Source organism: Vibrio nitrifigilis, assembly GCF_015686695.1.
Classification (GTDB): Bacteria; Pseudomonadota; Gammaproteobacteria; order Enterobacterales; family Vibrionaceae; genus Vibrio; species Vibrio nitrifigilis.
In genome coordinates this window covers 2161303-2182136 of the sequence record NZ_JADPMR010000001.1, presented here as the reverse complement: position 1 = coordinate 2182136, position 20834 = coordinate 2161303, and the positions used below count along the sequence as shown (strand labels likewise).

The 20834-nt window shown below is 43.4% G+C and carries 17 protein-coding genes; 14 read left to right on the top strand and 3 right to left on the bottom strand.

Annotated elements, in window-relative coordinates; translation table 11 throughout:
* The first annotated feature begins 1065 nt into the window (after positions 1-1065).
* From I1A42_RS09690 to I1A42_RS25195, 7 genes are all read left to right on the top strand, one after another.
* Complete coding sequence (locus I1A42_RS09690) at positions 1066-2697, top strand: ABC transporter substrate-binding protein (protein WP_196123347.1); 1632 nt, start codon at positions 1066-1068, stop codon at positions 2695-2697.
* An 85-nt stretch (positions 2698-2782) separates the two neighbouring features.
* Complete coding sequence (oppB, locus tag I1A42_RS09685; protein WP_196123346.1) at positions 2783-3706, top strand: oligopeptide ABC transporter permease OppB; 924 nt, start codon at positions 2783-2785, stop codon at positions 3704-3706.
* A gap of 14 nt (positions 3707-3720) precedes the next feature.
* Positions 3721-4623 (top strand): oligopeptide ABC transporter permease OppC, encoded by a 903-nt coding sequence (gene oppC, locus I1A42_RS09680; protein ID WP_196123345.1) that lies wholly within the window; start codon positions 3721-3723, stop codon positions 4621-4623.
* Between the two features lie 34 nt (positions 4624-4657).
* Positions 4658-5629 carry an ABC transporter ATP-binding protein gene (gene oppD, locus I1A42_RS09675; RefSeq protein WP_196123818.1) on the top strand — a complete coding sequence of 324 codons (972 nt, stop codon included), beginning with the start codon at positions 4658-4660 and terminating at the stop codon, positions 5627-5629.
* Positions 5626-6615: a murein tripeptide/oligopeptide ABC transporter ATP binding protein OppF gene (oppF, locus tag I1A42_RS09670; protein WP_329604815.1), complete on the top strand. Its 990-nt coding sequence runs from the start codon at positions 5626-5628 to the stop codon at positions 6613-6615. Before oppD ends, oppF begins: the two co-directional genes overlap by 4 nt.
* A gap of 164 nt (positions 6616-6779) precedes the next feature.
* On the top strand, positions 6780-7727 hold the full coding sequence (locus I1A42_RS09665; RefSeq protein ID WP_196123343.1) for a glutathione S-transferase family protein: 948 nt from the start codon (positions 6780-6782) through the stop codon (positions 7725-7727).
* A 199-nt stretch (positions 7728-7926) separates the two neighbouring features.
* Positions 7927-9225, top strand: a complete 1299-nt coding sequence (locus tag I1A42_RS25195) for a methyl-accepting chemotaxis protein (protein WP_196123342.1) — start codon at positions 7927-7929, stop codon at positions 9223-9225.
* Positions 9226-9309: 84 nt separating this feature from the next.
* Here I1A42_RS25195 and pta read toward each other — a convergent pair whose 3' ends face one another.
* Together pta and I1A42_RS09650 are read right to left on the bottom strand one after the other, a co-directional pair.
* Positions 9310-11448 (bottom strand): phosphate acetyltransferase, encoded by a 2139-nt coding sequence (gene pta / locus I1A42_RS09655; RefSeq protein WP_196123341.1) that lies wholly within the window; start codon positions 11446-11448, stop codon positions 9310-9312.
* A 152-nt stretch (positions 11449-11600) separates the two neighbouring features.
* Positions 11601-12797: an acetate kinase gene (locus tag I1A42_RS09650; protein WP_196123340.1), complete on the bottom strand. Its 1197-nt coding sequence runs from the start codon at positions 12795-12797 to the stop codon at positions 11601-11603.
* 346 nt (positions 12798-13143) lie between these two features.
* Here I1A42_RS09650 and yfbV point away from each other — a divergent pair, with 346 nt between their 5' ends.
* The 4 genes from yfbV to I1A42_RS09630 all read left to right on the top strand — a co-directional run bounded on the left by yfbV (position 13144) and on the right by I1A42_RS09630 (position 16870).
* Positions 13144-13596 carry a terminus macrodomain insulation protein YfbV gene (gene yfbV, locus I1A42_RS09645; protein ID WP_196123339.1) on the top strand — a complete coding sequence of 151 codons (453 nt, stop codon included), beginning with the start codon at positions 13144-13146 and terminating at the stop codon, positions 13594-13596.
* 455 nt (positions 13597-14051) lie between these two features.
* On the top strand, positions 14052-15017 hold the full coding sequence (locus I1A42_RS09640; protein WP_196123338.1) for an ABC transporter substrate-binding protein: 966 nt from the start codon (positions 14052-14054) through the stop codon (positions 15015-15017).
* A gap of 162 nt (positions 15018-15179) precedes the next feature.
* On the top strand, positions 15180-16079 hold the full coding sequence (locus I1A42_RS09635) for an ABC transporter permease (protein ID WP_196123337.1): 900 nt from the start codon (positions 15180-15182) through the stop codon (positions 16077-16079).
* The gene (locus I1A42_RS09630; RefSeq protein WP_196123336.1) at positions 16076-16870 is read left to right on the top strand and encodes an ABC transporter ATP-binding protein; all 795 of its coding nucleotides are present in this window, start codon (positions 16076-16078) and stop codon (positions 16868-16870) included. The genes I1A42_RS09635 and I1A42_RS09630 overlap by 4 nt, the downstream gene beginning before the upstream one ends.
* Before the next feature lie 60 nt (positions 16871-16930).
* On the opposite strand, the gene dusC is transcribed toward I1A42_RS09630, so the two are convergent.
* Entirely contained in the window at positions 16931-17881 is a 951-nt protein-coding gene (gene dusC, locus I1A42_RS09625) for a tRNA dihydrouridine(16) synthase DusC (RefSeq protein WP_161157595.1), read from the bottom strand.
* A gap of 173 nt (positions 17882-18054) precedes the next feature.
* Between dusC and I1A42_RS09620 the strand changes: the two genes are divergently transcribed.
* From I1A42_RS09620 to I1A42_RS09610, 3 genes are all read left to right on the top strand, one after another.
* Positions 18055-18663 carry an SEC-C metal-binding domain-containing protein gene (locus I1A42_RS09620; protein WP_196123335.1) on the top strand — a complete coding sequence of 203 codons (609 nt, stop codon included), beginning with the start codon at positions 18055-18057 and terminating at the stop codon, positions 18661-18663.
* 134 nt (positions 18664-18797) lie between these two features.
* On the top strand, positions 18798-19397 hold the full coding sequence (gene lolA, locus I1A42_RS09615; protein WP_196123334.1) for an outer membrane lipoprotein chaperone LolA: 600 nt from the start codon (positions 18798-18800) through the stop codon (positions 19395-19397).
* A 128-nt stretch (positions 19398-19525) separates the two neighbouring features.
* Positions 19526-20815 carry a replication-associated recombination protein A gene (locus tag I1A42_RS09610; protein ID WP_196123817.1) on the top strand — a complete coding sequence of 430 codons (1290 nt, stop codon included), beginning with the start codon at positions 19526-19528 and terminating at the stop codon, positions 20813-20815.
* The last annotated feature ends 19 nt before the right edge of the window (positions 20816-20834 follow it).

Here is a 20834-nt window from a genome sequence, read left to right as displayed (position 1 = left end):
TCATCCTCATTAATTGTTTAGCGCAGTGTAAATCAGCGCTAAACCGAGCTGAAGTGGTCTCATCAGGTTTGAGTATTGAGATTGTTGAAAACGTGATCATCTTAAGTGAAATGAAGAAAAAAAGACGAAAAATATTGATTTTTGGGCACGTTCCCAATTTGTATTTAAAGCGGCACTCACTCCGGTTGTTGCCAAAAATTAATCACGTTGTAACTTTTAAGTTAATGAGGATAGGGTGGATGAAACGGGCAATTGATTAAAACAGCGGCTAAACATATCGTTTTCATTATTAATATTGAAATATTGAGTATTCAAACTAATCGCTAAAAAGTATCAATAATAAATAAATTGCTTATTATTTCATCAGCGGTCTGACTAGGTTAAAAAATAAAATGCTAAAAAACGGCCTCTAATGCATTGAACAAGTTTTGCCTTAATTAATAAATATTATTGTTAGTAGGCATAATATTAGCATGATAATTCATATAAAGTAGCTATTTATGGGCTCTGAACTTAGTAAGTACGGGGCTTTGCGATGAATGTAAATGTGTTCAATAATATTGAATGTTGTCCACCTTTATATGTTCATGATGCTTTTTTATTCAAAACTTGTGCATTTATTCAATCATTCGTGAACCAACACAGTGCAGGCGGTGACAAATTTTACAAAATGCATGGTTATTCTTCATTAAATATCATAATTCATTAGACGTGCAGCACATCAAGTGATAAATTCTTTGCAAAATTTTGACATGCTCATTTGGAATAATGGCGATGTCGAATTTTTAGCACATTGATTTCTCAGGTAATTTCATTGATTTATATTACTTTTTCAGTAATTTGCGTAGACGAAAGAGCCAAACAGTTATTGATTAAACTAATAACTGTGCAGTAAATAAGCTCCATTTGTTATGGTAAATTACGCCGATGATTGATAATGTGTGCCGAAATCTCCGTAGGGGTAGAAGCGTTGACTATCTGTGAGCATCAACCTTGTACACACTAGCCGTTCTAGAAACTCTATAGAGATGTCATGGATGCAGAATTAAAACTTGGAGTTTATGCATGTATAAAAACAAAATCACCCAAGCACTGATCTTAAGTGCGGGTCTTGCAGTGGCGACTGCTTCTTTCTCGTCTCTAGCAGCAGATGTTCCTGCTGGTACTAAATTAGCTAAAGTACAAGAACTTGTACGAGGTAATGGCGCTGAGGTCGCTTCAATCGATCCAGCGAAAATAGAAGGTGTTCCTGGTTCTGCTGTTGCACGAGACTTATATGAAGGCCTCGTCACTGAAGATGACTACGGAAATATCGTTCCTGGAGTTGCTAAATCTTGGGAAACTAAAGACAACAAAACTTTCGTGTTCCATCTTAGACATGATGCTAAGTGGTCAAATGGTGCTCCTGTTACTGCACACGATTTTGTATATTCTTGGAAGCGCGCTGTTGATCCTGTGACAGCTTCACCATATTCATGGTACATCGAGATGACTACCATGAAAAATGCAGCGGCGATCATCGCGGGCAAAAAAGACAAATCGACTCTCGGTGTGAAAGCGCTAGACGATTATACGTTGCAAGTAAGCCTGACAGAATCTGTCCCGTATTTTGTAAAAATGATGGCCCATACTACGATGGAGCCCGTTTACAAAAAAGCAGTTGAAAAATGGGGCGAAGAGTGGACTAAACCAGAACATTTTGTTGGTAACGGTGCATTTACTTTAAGCAAGTGGGTTGTCAACGAACGTATGGTACTTGTGCGCAATAAAAATTACTGGGACAACAAGCATACGGTACTCAATAAGGTAACCTTCTTACCTATTGAAAACCAAGTTGCAGAAATGAACCGGTTCTTGTCAGGTGAATTAGACTTTACAGATGACGTACCGCTAGAACAATATCGTCGTTTGAAAAAAGAACACCCTCAAGAGCTGAAGGTTGTTGGTAACCTAGCCACTTACTACTACGGCTTCAATACCCAGAAGAAACCATTTGATAACGCGAATGTTCGTAAGGCGCTTTCTTACGCAATCGACCGCAACATCATCTCCAATATCATTCTTGGCCAAGGCCAAAAACCAGCATACACACTGACTCCTGAAATCACAGCGGGTTTCCATCCTAAATTGCCAGCTTATGCTAAATGGACACAGAAAGAACGTGTGGAGAAAGCAAAAGAGTTACTGAAAAAAGCTGGGTTTGATGCGAATCATCCTCTGAGTTTCACTTTGCTTTACAACACCAATGAAAACCACAAAAAAATTGCAACGGCTATCCAGTCAATGTGGAAAAAATCATTGGGTGTTCACGTTGAGCTTGAAAACCAAGAGTGGAAAACCTTCCTAGATACTCGTCGTGATGGGAACTATGACGTTACTCGCGCAGGTTGGAATGGTGACTACAACGAAGCGTCAACTTTCTTATCTTTGATGCAATCTAATAACGCGTCTAACGATCAGCGTTATAAGAGCAAAGAGTACGATGCAACAATGGCTAAAGCATTGACTACGACTTCAGAAGAAGAGCGTAGTAAGCTTTATACTAAGGCTGAAGAAATCCTAGCAAAAGATATGCCGATTGCACCGATTTATCAGTATGTTAAAACTCGACTAGTTTCTACTCACGTCGGGGGTTATCCTATGCATAATGCGGCTGATAACTTGTACTCAAAAGATATGTATATAAAAGCAAAATAATATTTTTTAATGATCTATAGGTGGTATACGCCTTGTATACCACCATTCGATTTATTTTTATGTCACAGACTGAAAGAGTGAGTTTATGCTTAAATTCATTTTCAAAAGAATTGTAGAAGCAATTCCAACTATGTTGGTTTTGATTACAATCTCTTTTTTCCTTATGCGTTTTGCACCCGGTAATCCGTTTTCTTCAGAGCGCCCATTACCTCCAGAAGTTATGCAAAATATCAATGCGAAATATGGCTTAGATAAACCTATTTCTGAACAATATTTTACATATTTGACGAACATCGTCCTTAAAGGTGACTTTGGACCTTCATTTAAATACAAAGACTATTCGGTGAATGAACTGGTTAGTTCGGCTCTACCTGTATCAGCAAAAGTTGGCTTTGTAGCCTTTATCTTTACTGTGATTGTGGGTATTGCAATCGGAACAATAGCGGCCTTAAGGCAGAATACATGGATGGATTACTCGATTATGTCCATTGCGATGATTGGGGTGGTCTTGCCCTCCTTTGTGCTCGCTCCACTTCTGATTTATTTCTTCTCCATTAATCTACACTGGTTTCCCGCTGGTGGTTGGATCGATGGTTCCTTTAAATATATGGCGTTGCCAGTATTGGCGATGTCACTTATGTATGTAGCAACGTTTGCTCGTATTACCCGTGGTTCAATGATTGAAACCATGAACAGTAACTTTATCCGTACTGCACGTGCAAAAGGATTAAGCTACGGCTACATCGTATTAAAACATGCTCTGCGCCCAGCGTTACTCCCAGTTGTTTCTTATATGGGACCGGCGTTCGTTGGTATCATAACAGGTTCGGTAGTGGTAGAGACCATTTTTGGTCTACCTGGTATCGGTAAATTGTTTGTGAATGCAGCCTTTAACCGCGACTATTCACTGGTAATGGGCGTAACGATTCTTATCGGTTTCTTGTTTATTTTGTTTAATGCCATTGTTGATATCCTATTGGCGTACATTGATCCGAAAATTCGCTACTAAGAGAGTCGAGAGCTATGTTGACGAAAAAAGAAAATGTTGAAGCGATCGAGAAATTCTCTGAAAACTTAGAAATTGAAGGTCGCAGTTTATGGCAGGATGCGCGTATTCGTTTTATGCGCAACAAAGCGGCAATGGTCAGCTTGTTTATCCTGGTTTTAATTACATTAGCAGTGATTATCCTGCCAATGTTCTCTCAGTATGCATTTGATGATACTGATTGGTATGCGATACATGCTGCGCCATCGATGGAGCATTTATTTGGCACCGACTCCTTAGGTCGTGACCTGTTTGTGCGTACTTTGATTGGTGGCCGTATCTCGCTGATGGTCGGTATCATGGGCGCGTTAGTCGCGGTGATTATCGGGACACTTTACGGTGCTGCATCAGGCTTCATTGGCGGTAAAGTTGACCGCATTATGATGCGTGTGTTGGAAATCCTGTATGCGATTCCATTTATGTTCCTAGTGATCGTACTAGTAACATTCTTTGGCCGTGATATTTACTTAATCTTTGTCGCAATTGGTGCAATCGCGTGGCTGGATATGGCACGTATTGTTCGTGGTCAGACTCTAAGCTTGCGTAGTAAAGAATTTATCGAAGCGGCACACGTATGTGGTGTAAGTAATTGGAAAATTATCACGCGTCACATCGTACCAAACGTATTAGGTATAGTAGCGGTTTACTCAACCCTACTGATTCCGAGTATGATTCTGACCGAATCATTCTTATCTTTCCTTGGTCTGGGTGTACAAGAGCCAATGACAAGTTGGGGTGCTTTGCTGCAAGACGGCGCAAGCACAATGGAAGTCGCAATTTGGCAACTTATCTTCCCAGCTCTATTTATGGTTCTAACACTGTTCTGCTTTAACTACGTCGGTGATGGTCTACGTGACGCACTTGACCCTAAAGACAGATAATAAAATAAAAAGACAATAGATTAAGGAAGCAATGATGAGCTTGTTGGACGTAAAAGATCTGCGTGTCGAATTTACCACACAAGATGGTATCGTCACTGCAGTTAACGATTTGAACTTCTCACTTAATCAAGGTGAGACGTTAGGTATCGTGGGTGAATCTGGTTCAGGTAAATCCCAAACGGTATTCGCTATCATGGGGCTGTTGGCAAAAAACGGCATCATTTCAGGTAGCGCAAAATTTGAAGGTAACGAAATTCTTAACCTGCCTGAGAAGGAGCTAAATAAAGTTCGTTCGCAGCAGATTGCTATGATTTTCCAAGACCCAATGACATCGCTTAACCCGTACATGAAAGTCAGCGAGCAGTTGATGGAAGTGTTAATGCTTCACAAAGGTATGGGGCGTTCAGAAGCTTTTGAAGAGTCTGTTCGTATGTTAGAAGCGGTAAAAATCCCAGAAGCGCGCAAGCGTATTACCATGTATCCGCACGAATTTTCGGGCGGTATGCGTCAACGTGTAATGATTGCAATGGCACTGTTGTGTCGTCCAAAACTGTTGATTGCCGATGAGCCAACCACCGCGTTGGATGTAACTGTGCAAGCACAGATTATGGATCTGCTTAATGAACTTAAAACTGAGTTCAATACTGCGATTATTATGATTACGCACGATCTTGGTGTGGTTGCAGGTTCTTGTGACAAAGTACTTGTGATGTATGCCGGTCGTACCATGGAATATGGCTCAGTTGATGAAATCTTCTATCAACCAAGTCACCCATATGCAGAAGGTCTGTTAAAAGCGATTCCTCGCTTAGATTCTGAAGGTGAAGTACTACCGACTATTCCTGGTAACCCGCCAAACTTGTTGCGTTTGCCTCAAGGTTGTCCTTACCAAGAACGTTGTCACCGTGTAATGGACCGTTGTAAACGTGAAGCGCCAATCCTGACTCCGTTCGGTGATGGTCGCCAACGTGCGTGTTTTTCTGACTGGGAGGCTTGGAAAAAATGAGCGATAAGAAAGTCATTCTAGATATCAAAGATCTAAAAGTTCACTTTAGCATTGCAGCAAAATCTGCATGGCCATGGAGCAAACCTTCTCAGCTAAAAGCGGTTGATGGCGTTGATGTACGTTTATATGAAGGTGAAACACTGGGTGTAGTCGGTGAGTCTGGTTGTGGCAAATCGACATTTGCTCGTGCCATTATCGGTTTGGTTGAATCTACCGCGGGTGAAGTTGTTTGGTTAGGCCAAGACCTTACTCGTATGAAAGATGTTCAACGTCGTAATACGCGCAAAGAAATCCAGATGATCTTCCAAGATCCGCTGGCATCTCTTAACCCTCGTATGACCGTCGGTGACATCATTGCTGAGCCACTACAAACGTTCTACCCAGAGCTTTCAAAACAGGAAGTTAAGTTACGGGTTAAAGAAATGATGGATCGCGTTGGTTTATTGCCTAACGTGATCAACCGTTACCCACACGAATTTTCTGGTGGTCAGTGTCAACGTATTGGTATAGCTCGTGCATTGATTCTGAAACCAAAAATGATCATCTGTGATGAACCGGTATCGGCGTTGGACGTATCGATTCAAGCGCAGGTGGTGAACTTGTTGAAAGAATTGCAACAAGAGCTGGGTCTAAGCTTAGTGTTCATCGCGCACGATTTGTCTGTGGTTAAACACATTTCAGATCGCGTATTGGTGATGTATTTGGGCAATGCCGTGGAATTGGGTACCTCTGATGAGCTATTTGCTAATCCGTTGCATCCATATACGAAAGCGTTGATGTCGGCTGTACCAATCCCAGACCCACGCTTAGAACGCAATAAAACCATTCAAATGTTAGAAGGTGATCTTCCTTCTCCAATCAGTCCGCCGTCAGGTTGTGTCTTCCGCACACGCTGTCCTCAGGCGACGGAAGAATGTGCGAAAACAAAACCGCAGATCAAAGGTAACGACTCTCACAGCGTTTCTTGTCTGCATGTTGACGCTTAAATTCAGCCTGTGACGGGCTTAAGCGCGGCTCCTTTTGGGTCGCGCTTTTTTTATGCCTGTTCAAAATTTTTGAATAAGTAAGCCAAGATCTAAGGGTTTTGGCTTTATTTCGCTTTCTTATAATGGAGTCATAAACTGAGAACAAAGAGAAAGTGAGGTCGATTATGGGCAGATTAGTAGAAGGCGTTTGGCACGATCAATGGTACGACACAAAAAGTACCGGCGGTAAATTTGTTCGTGAAGACGCAGGCTTTCGTGGTTGGATTGAAAACAAACCCGATGCTCAGTTTGCTCCAGAATCGGGTCGCTATCACCTGTATGTTTCCTTGGCTTGTCCATGGGCACATCGTACTTTGATCTTTCGTGAACTAAAACAGTTACAAGAACACATTGATGTGACGATTGTCTGTCCTGATATGATGCAAGATGGTTGGAAGTTCGGTATTCCCGAACCTCTATTTGGTCACACGAAAATGCATCAAATTTATACGGAAGCTAAAGCGGACTACACCGGACGTGTCACGGTGCCAGTCTTGTGGGATAAAAAGACGCACACTATTGTAAGCAACGAATCATCAGAGATTATTCGTATGTTTAACAGTGCATTCAATGATGTGACGGGTAATCACGATGACTATTACCCTGCGGCGCTTCGTAGTGTGGTTGACGAGTGGAATGATTTCATTTATCCCAATATTAATAACGGTGTGTATCGCTGTGGTTTTGCGACGACGCAAGATGCATATGATGATGCCTATGAATCCCTTTTTGCAGCGTTAGATAAAGTAGAACATCACTTAAGCGTGAATCGCTATTTGGCTGGAACGCAGCTTACAGAGGCTGATTGGCGCCTATTTACTACCTTGGTGCGGTTTGATGCGGTTTATGTTGGCCATTTTAAATGTAATAAAAAGCGCATTGCTGATTATCCTAACCTGCACAATTACCTGAAAGAGTTATATCAATACCCTGGTGTAAAAGAGACGACGGACTTCTACCACATAAAACGTCACTATTACTTTAGCCATACTATGATTAACCCCACTCAAGTGGTTCCGAATGGCCCAGAGCTTGATTTAGATGCTCCCCATGACCGTGCAAGGTTAAGCTAAATGTGAACTATGTCTCTATTTGGTGGCTTATTAGCCACTAAATGGTACAAAATGTCTAATTTAAGTTGCGCTAATGAAAAATACTATCAATCATACCCATTAGGTATTAATTAATATATTTATATAAGTAACTTATTGATTACACGGTGTGAGGAGAAGCTTTGCATCGACGTTATCAGGTGTTTACTTGGAGAACCTAATGTTTTTTAAGCGCAAACCCATCAAAGAGGCTGTGTCTTCCCATGCCGACAATATCTATCGGTCAGTGTCTAAGTTTGTCCCTTGGATAGAATTTACTGTTGCTGGCGAAATTGTGGATGCCAATGCGTTATTTTTAAACGTAGTGGGTTATTCAAAGCAAGAGCTCATTGGTCAACATCATCAGATTTTATGTGATAAATCATTAGTTAACTCTTCACGCTACCAATCGTTTTGGCAAGCTCTGGCTCGAGGCGAACCGCAAGAAGGTAAGTTTCACCGGATTACTAAGTCTGGACATACTGTGGTATTAGAAGCAACCTATTTCCCAATTATGGATGCTCAAGGCAGGGTCACCAGCGTTGCCAAAATTGCGTCAGACATTACTACGTTATTTGAAAACGACCAGCAAAACCAAGCCCTATTAGGTGCGTTGGATAAATCGTTGGCGGTTATTGAATTTGACCCATCAGGTACGATCACGCATGCCAATCCTAACTTTCTAAGCCTTCTTGGTTATAGCAATGTGAGTGAAGTTAAAGGGAAGCACCACCAAATTTTCTGTTTTGAACAGTTTTATCAGGAAAACCCAACCTTTTGGGATGATTTGCGTAAAGGGCAGTTTAAAGCAGGGCGTTTTTTACGTCGCGGTAAACATGGTGAAGAAGTTTGGATTGAAGCAACCTATAACCCTGTTTTAGACGAGAAAGGTCAGGTAAGTCGAGTGGTGAAGTTTGCCTCTGATATTACCGAGCGAGTACGGAAAAACCTCGCGGTGACTCAAGCAGCTGAAGTGGCTTATACCACCTCAGTTGAAACCGCTCAGATAGCCCAAGATGGTGCTAAAATGCTGCAGCAATCCGTGGCGATATCGCAACGCGTGACGGATAGCATGAGTCAAACAGTCGAGAAGGTTTCTGGATTAAATGCCAGTTCAGAAAATATTGAAGCGATGGTATCAACCATCAAGAACATTGCAGAACAGACCAATCTGCTGGCGTTAAATGCGGCGATTGAGGCTGCACGTGCAGGGGAATATGGCCGAGGCTTTGCCGTGGTTGCTGATGAAGTAAGGCAATTAGCGTCTCGAACTGGGGATTCCACCCATGAAATTGAGAATGTGGTAGGCAAAAACCGCACACAACTGGCAGAAGTCACTGAAATGATGAATGCAGTCAGTCATATTGCTGTTGAAGGTAATGAAAAAATCGCCAGTGTCTCTGAAGTAATGGATGAAATCTATTCTGGAGCCGAGAATGTCTCCAACACAGTGGCAAATTTAAACGACACGCATTCTTAAGCTGATTTCAATTCGATGATTGATATAAAAAAGCCCTCGCATTGCGAGGGCTTTGTCTATTCAGTCTTACTTAATAAGAAGAGATTAAGCGTTTTCAGCTTGATCTGCTTGGATTGCAGTAAGAGCGATAGTGTAAACGATATCGTCAACCAACGCGCCGCGAGACAGGTCGTTAACTGGTTTACGCATACCTTGAAGCATTGGACCGATAGAGACTAGGTCCGCAGAACGTTGTACCGCTTTGTAAGTTGTGTTACCAGTGTTTAGGTCTGGGAATACAAATACAGTTGCTTTACCTGCTACTGGAGAGTTAGGTGCTTTAGAAGCAGCTACGTTTTCCATGATTGCAGCGTCGTACTGTAGAGGACCGTCGATAACAAGATCAGGACGTTTCTCTTGAGCCAGTTTGGTTGCTTCACGTACTTTATCAACGTCTGCGCCTTTACCAGAAGTACCAGTAGAGTAAGAGATCATTGCAACACGTGGGTCAATACCGAATGCTTTAGCAGAATCTGCAGATTGGATTGCGATTTCAGCTAGTTGCTCAGCCGTCGGATCTGGGTTGATTGCACAGTCACCGTAAACCAATACTTGGTCAGGGAGTAACATGAAGAACACAGAAGACACGATAGACGCGTTAGGTGCTGTTTTGATGATTTGGAATGGAGGTACGATAGTGTTCGCAGTCGTGTGAACCGCACCAGAAACTAGACCATCAACTTCGCCAGCTTCTAACATCATTGTGCCTAGGAAAACTGAATCTTCTAGTTTTTCACGAGCAACAACTTCAGTCATGCCTTTCTTAGCGCGAAGCTCAACGAGACGAGCAACGTAGTTTTCACGTACTGCATCAGAATCGATGATTTCAACTCCAGCGCCTAGTTCAACACCTTGTTGAGCTGCAACGCGTTTGATTTCTTCTGGGTTACCTAGAAGTACACAAGTTGCAATACCACGTTCAGCGCATAGTGCCGCTGCTTTAACAGTACGAGGTTCATCACCTTCAGGAAGGATGATGCGTTTCGCTGCTTTACGTGCAAACTCAGTTAATTGGTAACGGAATGCTGGTGGGCTTAGACGACGAATACCTTGAGTGCCTTCTGCTAGAGAATCGATCCAAGGGCCATCAATGTGACCAGCAACGTGATCGCTTACAAGCTCGATACGTTCTTTATCGTCTGCAGGAACTTCTAGGCTGAAGCTTTGAAGGTTTAGCGATGTTTGCCAAGTGTTACCTTGCGCTTTGATTACTGGAAGACCAGATTCAAACGCAGGTTTACATAGGTCAACGATCTCTGCAGGGATGTCGTAACCGCCAGTTAGTAATAGCGCACCGATTTCAACGCCGTTCATTGCAGCAAGAGAAGCAGCAACGATAACGTCTGGACGGTCAGCTGAAGTAACAAGCAGTGAACCTGGTTTAAAGTGTTCAATCATGTTAGGGATTGAACGAGCACAGAAAGTGATACTTTTAACGCGGCGAGTATTGATTTCACCTTCGTTAATGATGTCAGCATTTAGGTGCTTAGCCATATCGATAGCACGAGTTGCGATTAGATCGATATTCCAAGGCACACAACCTAGCACGCGAATAGGGCTAGAGTTGAAAATTTCCATTACAGCAACGTTAGCTTGCTGTGCTGCGTCAGAACCATCAAAGATTTCTGATAGGTCTGGGCGAGTGCGGCCAGCTTCATCAACAGGAGCGTTAAGTTTGTTAATGATAACGCCTTTGATGTTTTTGTTTTTAGTGCCGCCGAAGTTAGAACATGCTACTTCGATACGCTCTTTAAGCTGAGTTGGGTTATCTAAGCCAGGGCTAGCAACAAACACGATTTCTGCGCCAAGAGTTGCCGCGATATCCGCGTTCACTTGGTTAGCAAATGGGTGTTTACGAGTCGGTACTAGACCTTCGATAAGAGTAACATCAGCGTCATTGATTTGGTTGTAACGTTCAACAATAGTTTCTAAAAGAACGTCAGTTTGTTCAGTACCAAGCCAATTTTCAGCCACTGACATCGCGATTGGTTCCGCGATTTTAATGTCTTTACCGACAATAGTAGAAGTCAGGTCTGGTTGATCGCCACCTTGACGAGGTTGGGCAATTGGTTTGTAGAAAGAAACGCTTACACCTTTGCGCTCAGCTGCGCGTAGGGTACCCATGCTCACGCTGGTTAAACCAACACCTGAGCTGATAGGGATAAGCATAATAGTACGGGACATTCGTTCAATACCTCTAACAATTGATTGCAATCTAATCACTTAGATTGAGAGGACACAAAGCCTAACTACTTATTCCTAATTAATTGGTGGAATAGGAGTTAAGCCCCAATGAAACACTGGCTAACGAATTTCGTTAGCCAGTAGAGTAGAAATTAGATACCTGCTAGTCGAGCAGTATCTTCAGCAATAACTAATTCTTCGTTAGTTGAAATAACGATTGCTGGAACGCGGCTTGCGTCAGAAGTGATCACACCTTCGCCGCCGAAGCGTGCTTTAAGGTTTGCTTCACCATCAATTTCCACACCTAGGATTGCAAGACGGTTAAGAACCATTTCACGGATAGGTGCAGAGTTTTCACCGATACCACCAGTGAAGACAATAGCGTCTAGACGACCGTCAAGGCTTGCAGTGTAGCCTGCAACGTATTTCGCCAAACGGTGGCAGAATACGTCCATTGCGCGAGTCGCTTCTTCTTTTTGACCGTAGTTTTCTTCAACGAAACGGCAATCAGAAGTCACTTCAGTTAGACCTTGTAGGCCAGATTCTTTAGTCAACATTTTGTTGATGTCTGCTACAGAGTAACCAAGTGTGTCGTGTAGGTGGAAAATGATCGCAGGATCGATGTCACCACAACGAGTACCCATGACTAGGCCTTCAAGAGGAGTTAGACCCATTGAAGTGTCAACAGATTGGCCGTTTTTGATTGCACACACAGATGCACCGTTACCTAGGTGACAGTTAATGATGTTAAGTTCATTAGCTGGTTTGCCTAGACGTTCAGCCGCTTCACGAGCGATGAATAGGTGAGAAGTACCGTGCATACCGTAACGACGGATAGCGTGCTCTTTATACAAGCTGTATGGTAGAGCGTATAGGTAAGCCTCTTCAGGCATCGTTTGGTGGAAAGCAGTGTCAAACACAGCAACGTTTTTCAGTGCTGGGAATGCTTTTTGTGCTGCTTTGATACCAACAATGTGTGCTGGGTTATGAAGTGGTGCAAGTGCTGCACAATCTTCAATACCTTGTAGTACGTCGTTATCAATCAATGCAGATTGAGTGAATTTTTCGCCGCCGTGTACAACACGGTGACCAATTGCTTTTAGCTGCTCTGCCAATTCTGGCTTAGAAGCAAGAATAGTTTCGACGATGAAAGCAAGTGCTTCATCGTGAGCGGCTCCGTTGCCAAGTTGCGCTTCGTGTTTACCATCAAGTTTCCACTTGATGCGAGCTTCTGGAAGCAGAAGGCATTCTGCCAAACCTGAAAGGTGCTCGTTGCCGTTATCAGCGTCCACGACTGCGAACTTAAGCGAAGAACTACCGCAGTTTAAAACTAAAACTAGCTTAGACATGAGTAACTACCTGTTTATTCGTAAGGGTAAAAATTTTCCCAAGAGTAGTGCAATCCTTGGGGATACGTACTAATCTTGGTCAATAAAAAAATAAAATCCATCTGTAAAAGACGTGATAAAGTCAAAAAATCGTCTTAGCATTCCGTGCTAATTTGCTTCTTAGTTGCCATACTTAGTATATCGAGCAACAATGAAGCGAAAAAAGTCCGCAAAGGATAGCGACAATGGGCTAATATAACAAAAAAAATTTGAATCAATATTAGCTTTAGTCAAATTTTTGCGTCATTTGTTGAATCATTCAACTATTTTTTAAGAAATGGCCGCATTAGAGAGTGAGAAACTGCTTATGAGTAACAGAGTCGGCATCATCTACTGTTTAAAAGATGGTCAGAAATACATGGATATCTGGCCTGTACGCAAGGAGCTCAACCTCATTTTTCCGGAACAGCGCATTATTAAAGCGACCAAGTTCGGTATCAAAGTCATGCCTGCTGTTGCTGCGATTAGTGTGTTAACGCAAATGGTATTCCACAATGCGGGAGCAATGCCTCAATCGATTATCATCGCTCTGTTCGCGCTCAGTATGCCTTTGCAAGGGATGTGGTGGTTAGGACAGCGAGCAAACACTCACTTACCACCGAGTTTAGCGTCTTGGTATCGTGAAATTCATCAGAAAATCACTGAATCTGGGTTTGCTTTAGAACCTGCAAAATCACGGCCGCGCTATAAAGAGTTAGCAACCGTATTAAACCGTGCTTTTCGCCATCTAGATGAATCTTCTTTAGAACGTTGGTTTTGAATTGAAGAGATTGGATAACCTGTGTGCAGGGGAGGCGTGATAGTCTGTTTTCGCACACAAATTTAAATTCGGGTGCTTGTGATCTGAGTGGTAGCTAGACTGCTTATTATTCAAGTGCCTAATTGTTTTTCCCTCGTTTATCTTTTTCCTTACTGTTTTTCTTTCATATTGATACTTTGATGCTTCCTTTTGTCTATTGATGCTGGTAATAATGGCATAACTGCAGTGAATGCAGTTTTTGTATGAAAAATTATTATTAATCACGATGGCTGAGGTAACCGCGTCTATCTACTGTAATGTCGATGATACGCGTTATTAAAGCCAAATTGTTCAGAAGAATATGTGTGCTTTATTACCTAATGTGCCGTACAAGGCATGAACACTCGTTGTGAATCACTGACAAGGTTGTTGATGTGATTGACGTGTACGTTTAGGTATGTAATCAAGGAGTTAAGATGAAAGCAGGCCAACTATTCGCTACCGCAGTTCTTGCAGGGGCGACATTACTCTCTTCCCCAACCATTCTTGCCAAAACAGTATCGGTTGCCGTCTCTCAAATTGTTGAACACCCCGCTTTAGACGCAACTCGCCAAGGGCTACTCGATGGTTTAAAAGAAAAAGGTTATATCGAAGGTAAAAACCTCAAATTCGATTATAAAACTGCACAAGGGAATCCTGCGATAGCCGTGCAAATTGCCCGCGAGTTTGTGGGTGAAAAGCCAGATGTGTTAGTGGGTATTGCCACGCCAACCGCTCAAGCGCTAGTTGCGATGACACGGACAATTCCCGTCGTATTCACCGCTGTGACCGACCCTGTTGGTGCTAAGCTGGTGAAAACGCTGAAACACCCTGGAAAAAATGTAACCGGACTTTCCGATCTTTCACCAGTCGCACAGCATATCGCGTTAATTAAAGAGTTAATGCCAAACGTGAAAAAAGTGGGAGTGGTATACAATCCGGGTGAAGCTAATGCAGTCAGTCTGATGGAACTTTTGGAAGTCGCAGCAGCAAAAAACAACATTAAAATTGTGAAAGCCACTGCGTTGAAAAGTGCTGACGTTCAATCTGCGACTCAGGCAATTGCTGGCCAATCCGACATTATTTATGCTTTGATTGATAACACCGTTGCCAGTGCATTTGAGGGCATGGTTGTGGCTGCCAATCAGGCTAAAACCCCTGTGTTTGGTGCGGCAACTTCCTACGTGAAACGTGGTGCGATTGCTAGCCTTGGTTTTGATTATTACCAAATCGGTTTGCAAACTGCGGATTATGTCGTTGATATCTTAAATGGTAAGAAGCCCGGTGATATTGATGTGAAAGTTGCAACGGGGTCTGACTTAGTGATTAACAAAACCGCTGCAGACAAACTCGGCTTTAAAATTCCACAATCGGTATTAGATCGCGCGACTAAGACATTATAAGAACAATTCATCGTTAAATAGTGATATACACCAAAGCGAAGGCGGGTCGCCTTCGCTTTGGTGATTGAATATTAATGAGCTAAGGAGTGCTCATTGTCTCTCATCATTAGTGATGACAAGACCCAAGCCTCGTTATTTTATTAAGCAGAAAAGGGAGTAAGTATGTCTGCTTTTGCGTTTTTTGGTGCATTAGAGCTCGGATTAATTTACGGATTGGTTGCTCTTGGCGTTTACCTTACGTTCCGTGTGTTGGATTTTCCCGACCTAAGCGTCGATGGTACCTTTCCTATGGGTGCCGCTGTTGCTGCAACAGCCATTGTCGCGGGCATTAATCCATGGGTTGCCACTATCATGGCGATCATTGTCAGTGCAGCACTAGGATGGGTGACGGCGTTTTTAACGGTTCGTTGTGGCATTCTAAATTTATTGGCATCTATTTTGACAAGTATTGCTGCCTTCTCAATCAATATTCGTATTATGGGACGCCCTAATATTGCACTGTTAGGACAAGATACCATACTCACGCCATTTGAAGCGTGGGGTGATCCTATGTATGTCCGGCCAATTGTGGTGGGGGTATTAGTACTGTTCTCAGCATGGTTTATCGTGCGTTTATTAAACAGTGATTTTGGCCTTGGGATGCGTGCGACTGGCGTAAATACACGTATGGTAGCGGCTCAAGGGGCCAGTGTGGGTTTCTACACCTACTTTTGTTTAGCGTTATCAAACGGTTTTGTTGGTTTTGCTGGGGCACTATTTGCCCAAACCAATAGCTTTGCTGATGTGACTTCAGGTGTCGGTACGATTGTAGTGGGATTGGCTGCCGTCATCTTGGGGCAAACTTTGATTCCCGGCAAGAAAATCTGGGTAGCTATCTTAGCGGTGATTGTCGGTTCGGTGTTGTATCGGTTAGCTGTAGCATTTGCGCTAAGTTCTGGCATGTTCGGTTTACAAGCATCGGACCTTAACTTAGTAACGGCCATATTGGTTGCACTTGCGCTCGTTATGCCAAAAATGAAAGGAAAATTACAAGCGAGAAAAGTATCTGGAGGTGCGGCATGATTCGTTTAGAAGATATTCAAGTCACCTTTAACCCGGGTACTGTCTTGGAAAATAGGGCCTTACGTGGCGTGAATTTAGAAGTGCCAAAAGGTGAGTTTTTGACGGTTATTGGTTCAAACGGGGCGGGTAAATCGACCTTGTTAGGGGCCGTCACCGGTGAAACCCCTATGGTGGGGGGCAAAGTGTTGATTGGTGAAAAAGACGTGACTCGTCTTACTGTTGATCAACGTGCTAGCCTCTGTGCGCGAGTCTTCCAAGATCCACTTGCCGGTACCTGCGGATCGTTAACCATTGAAGAGAATATGGCGCTAGCCTACATGCGTGGTAAACGTCGTGGCTGGAGCCTTTCTCTATCAGGGAATCGCCGTAAGCTCTTTCAAGAGCGCATCAGTATATTAGGATTAGGGCTGGAAGATCGTTTGAGTGACAGTATTGGCTTACTGTCTGGTGGTCAGAGGCAGGCGGTCAGTTTGGTGATGGCAACACTGGCCGATAGTCAATTGCTGTTACTTGATGAACATACCGCAGCGTTGGACCCAAGAATGGCCGCGTTTATCATCGACTTGACGAAACGCATCGTTGAAGAATTTAAGTTGACGGTCATGATGGTGACACACTCGATGAAAGATGCGTTAGCGTGTGGTGATCGTACAGTGATGCTTCATCAGGGGAATATTGTGCTTGATGTCGCAGGAGAGCAACGCGCTAATATGGATGTCCCAGATCTGTTAGAGATGTTTACTAAAGTACGTGGAGAAGAGCTGACTGACGATGCTCTGCTACTGTCTTAGTACCTTTCTATTGCCTCCAATGATGAGAGAGCGCGGTTGCGCTCTCTTTTTATATCTCTGCTATTTGTCTAAACTGTCGCGATAACGCTCGATATGTTCCACAATCGGTTCTACTTCCATATACGTACGAATATCGTGAAACAGCTCTTTTGCTTCCGGATACGCTTTGCGTAAATAGGTGAACCACTGTTTAACTCGGTTTGGATAGTATTTGTGCTTGTCGCCGCGAACTTCATATTGGGAATAGCGCAATAACAAATCAACCACGTCTACCCAAGGCATTTGAGCTTCGTTACGTTTCACCATATTACCAAGGTTAGGAATATTAAATGCCCCTCGACATACCATGACATCTTGCACCCCAGTGGCTGCGATACAATCTTGGCCATCTTGATAAGACCAAATTTCTCCATTCGCTATAATCGGCATCGCGGTTTTTTTGCGGATGTCGTCGATGTATTCCCACTTAATTTCATGCGCTTTATAACCGCCAACTTTGGTGCGGGCATGTATCGTTAGCTCATCTGATCCAGCTTGATCGATTGCATCAACGATTTCAAAGCAGTCGTTAGGATCTTCCCAACCCAAACGAATTTTTGCCGAAACTGGGATACGGCTGTCTACCGCATCACGGCAAGCTTTAACCACTTGATAAATTAACTCAGGCTCTTGCAGGAGTGCTGCGCCACCGCGGCTTTTATTGACGGTTTTAGCTGGGCAACCGAAATTGAGGTCAATACCATAGGCCCCCAATTCTGCGGCGCGAACGGCATTTTCTGCCATCCATTTAGGCTCTTGGCCAAGGAGTTGAACTTTAACGGGCACACCAGCTTGCGTACGTGAACCGTTCTTTAACTCTGGGCAGAGGCGATAGAACACATGGTCGGGGAGTGGTTGGTGAACGACCCGCACGAACTCTGTTACGCAGAAATCATAATCGTTGATTTCTGTCAGCATTTCTCGCATCAAATGATCTAACACGCCCTCCATCGGGCCTAAAATTACACGCATAATCGTCTATCTTGGTATTTGGGACGCGAGATTGTAGTGTGGAGTGATACAAATGTCACGACTTGGTCGATGTTGATTTCAGTTTGGTTAAAGCATAGGCAACCACGGGCGATGCGTGCATCTGGCAAACACTTGGGTATAATGCTCGACTTAACTATTGATAAGAGAGCGGTATGAGTTACCAATTTATTGAACTGAATGTGGCTGAATATGATGTGTCGGCGCCGTTTATTGAAGGGGTAGTCTTAGCGGCTAACTTTACCACTGAACCTTTAGATCCAAATCGTTGGTTATCAGAGCTGTTTCCTGATGCAGACTCGGTGTTTGTTAAACAAGTTCATGATCATCTGCAAACTCAATATCAAGTCATTAAAGCGAATCAATATCCGTTGCTTGAGCTTATTCAAAGTGATTCTGATGTCCTCAGTGAACTTGCCTCGGGTTTTATGGCTTTATGGCCGCTGATTGAAGACAAGTGGCAGCAGGCTGTCGTCAGTGATGGTGCCTTGCGCATGTTGCAAGCGTTATTAACCACATTTATGTTGGCGCTTGATGAAGAGCAAACCCAAGCACAAATGCGCGCTGCAGGGATTGAACATCCACCGCAATTAAGTGATTTGCTACCGCAGCTTGATGTGATGGTACAGGAAGTCGCTATGGCAGCCGATGAATGTTTATTAGGGGCTCAGGCGCAGAAAATTAATCCGTATAAAACGGTGGGGCGTAACGACAGTTGCCCTTGCGGTAGCGGGAAAAAATTCAAACAGTGTTGTGGACGTTAAAACAAAAATTCAAACACGACACTGACACTAACGTTGGCAATAATTATTATATATGAGGGTCTCGCCCCGTAATGCACGAGTCATCGTTAGTCATAAAATATCAGTTGGCTTAAAAATCTTGGAGAGATTAAATAATGAAAAAATGGGTTGCCGCATTGGCGTTTTGTAGTTTTTCTGTTTTGGCTGCACCAAAAGATGTATTAAGTGATCGTTTGGCGTTGACCGATGGGTTCAGTGCTAAGTTTCAACAAAAAGTCATCAGCCCAGATGGAGAAGTCGTCGTAGATGGCAATGGCTATGTGAACATCTCTCGTCCGAATCTTTTTCGTTGGGAAACTAAGACTCCGGATGAAAACCTGCTAGTTTCTGATGGTAAAACGTTATGGTATTACAATCCATTTATTGAACAAGTCACTATTTATAATCCTGATCAAGCGACTGAACAGACACCATTTGTGTTATTAACCCGTAATCGTAAGAGTGACTGGGATGCTTACCGAGTCCAAGAAAAAGGCGATGTCTTTACGCTTATTCCTACCGATGCGGATACTAACCAAGGCCAGTTTCAAATCGACATTACTGCCAAAGGTATCGTTAAAGGCTTTAATGTGATTGAGCAGGATGGGCAAAAAAGCTTGTTTACTTTTAGTGATGTTAAGGTAGGAAAACCAGAGGCCGGTTTATTTATATTCCAACTGCCTGAAGGCGTAGAAGTTGACGACCAACGTAAATAATCCCACCTATTCAACACCCACTCAGTATGACGCTCTCAGTGAGCTGAAATAGGGGAGTCGTGACGGTGAACAATAACTACAGTTTAGATTTTTCAGGGGACGAAGATTTTCGTCCCCTTGCTGCACGTATGCGTCCACAAACGGTGGAGCAATATATTGGTCAGCAACATATTTTAGGCGTGGGTAAACCACTGCGTCGAGCTTTAGAATCTGGTCATATTCACTCTATGATTTTGTGGGGACCACCAGGCACGGGGAAAACCACTTTGGCTGAAGTGGCAGCTCACTATGCCAATGCTGAAGTCGAGCGTGTTTCTGCTGTAACTTCAGGGGTGAAGGACATTCGCGCTGCGATTGAGAAGGCGCGCGAAAACAAGATGACGGGGCGACGGACGATTCTGTTTGTCGATGAAGTGCATCGTTTCAATAAATCGCAACAAGACGCTTTTTTGCCACACATTGAAGATGGCACGGTCACTTTTATTGGGGCGACGACAGAAAATCCCTCATTTGAGCTCAATAATGCATTGCTTTCACGCGCTCGTGTCTACAAGCTGACATCACTCAATAAAGAAGAAATTCTCGAGGCACTAAATCAAGCCATTACCGATAAAGAGCGGGGTTTAGGTAACATATCAGCCCAATTCCATGACAATGCCCTAGAGCGTTTGGCTGAGCTAGTTAATGGTGATGCCCGTATGTCGCTCAATTATCTAGAGTTGCTTTATGATATGGCGCAAGAGGATGCATTAGGTACAAAGCAGATTACACTCGCGTTATTAGCCGAAGTCGCTGGAGAAAAAGTATCCCGCTTCGATAATAAAGGTGATATGTGGTATGACCTTATTTCTGCTGTGCATAAATCAATTCGTGGTTCTAACCCAGATGGCGCTCTTTACTGGGCAGCTCGGATGATGACAGCTGGATGCGATCCTCTTTATATCGCCCGTCGTTTACTGGCTATTGCATCAGAAGACATTGGTAATGCCGATCCGCGTGCGATGCAAGTGGCGCTGTCTGCTTGGGACTGTTTTACTCGTGTTGGACCCGCTGAAGGGGAGCGTGCCATTGCTCAAGCCATTGTGTATTTAGCTTGCGCACCGAAGAGTAATGCGGTTTATAGCGCTTGGAAACAAGCACTTGCTGATGCTCAAAACGGGCCTGAATATGACGTTCCGTTGCATTTGCGAAATGCCCCCACTTCTTTGATGCAAGATATGGGCTACGGCGCTGAATATCGATACGCCCATGATGAACCGGGTGCATACGCTGCGGGTGAGCGTTATTTACCCCCAGAAATGACCGGAACTTGCTACTACCAACCAACAAATCGAGGGTTGGAAACTAAAATTGGACAAAAGTTAGAGTATTTGGCCGATTTAGACGCAAAAAGCCAACAAAAGCGCTATGAAAAATAGTGGCTTTTCGTTATCTTTG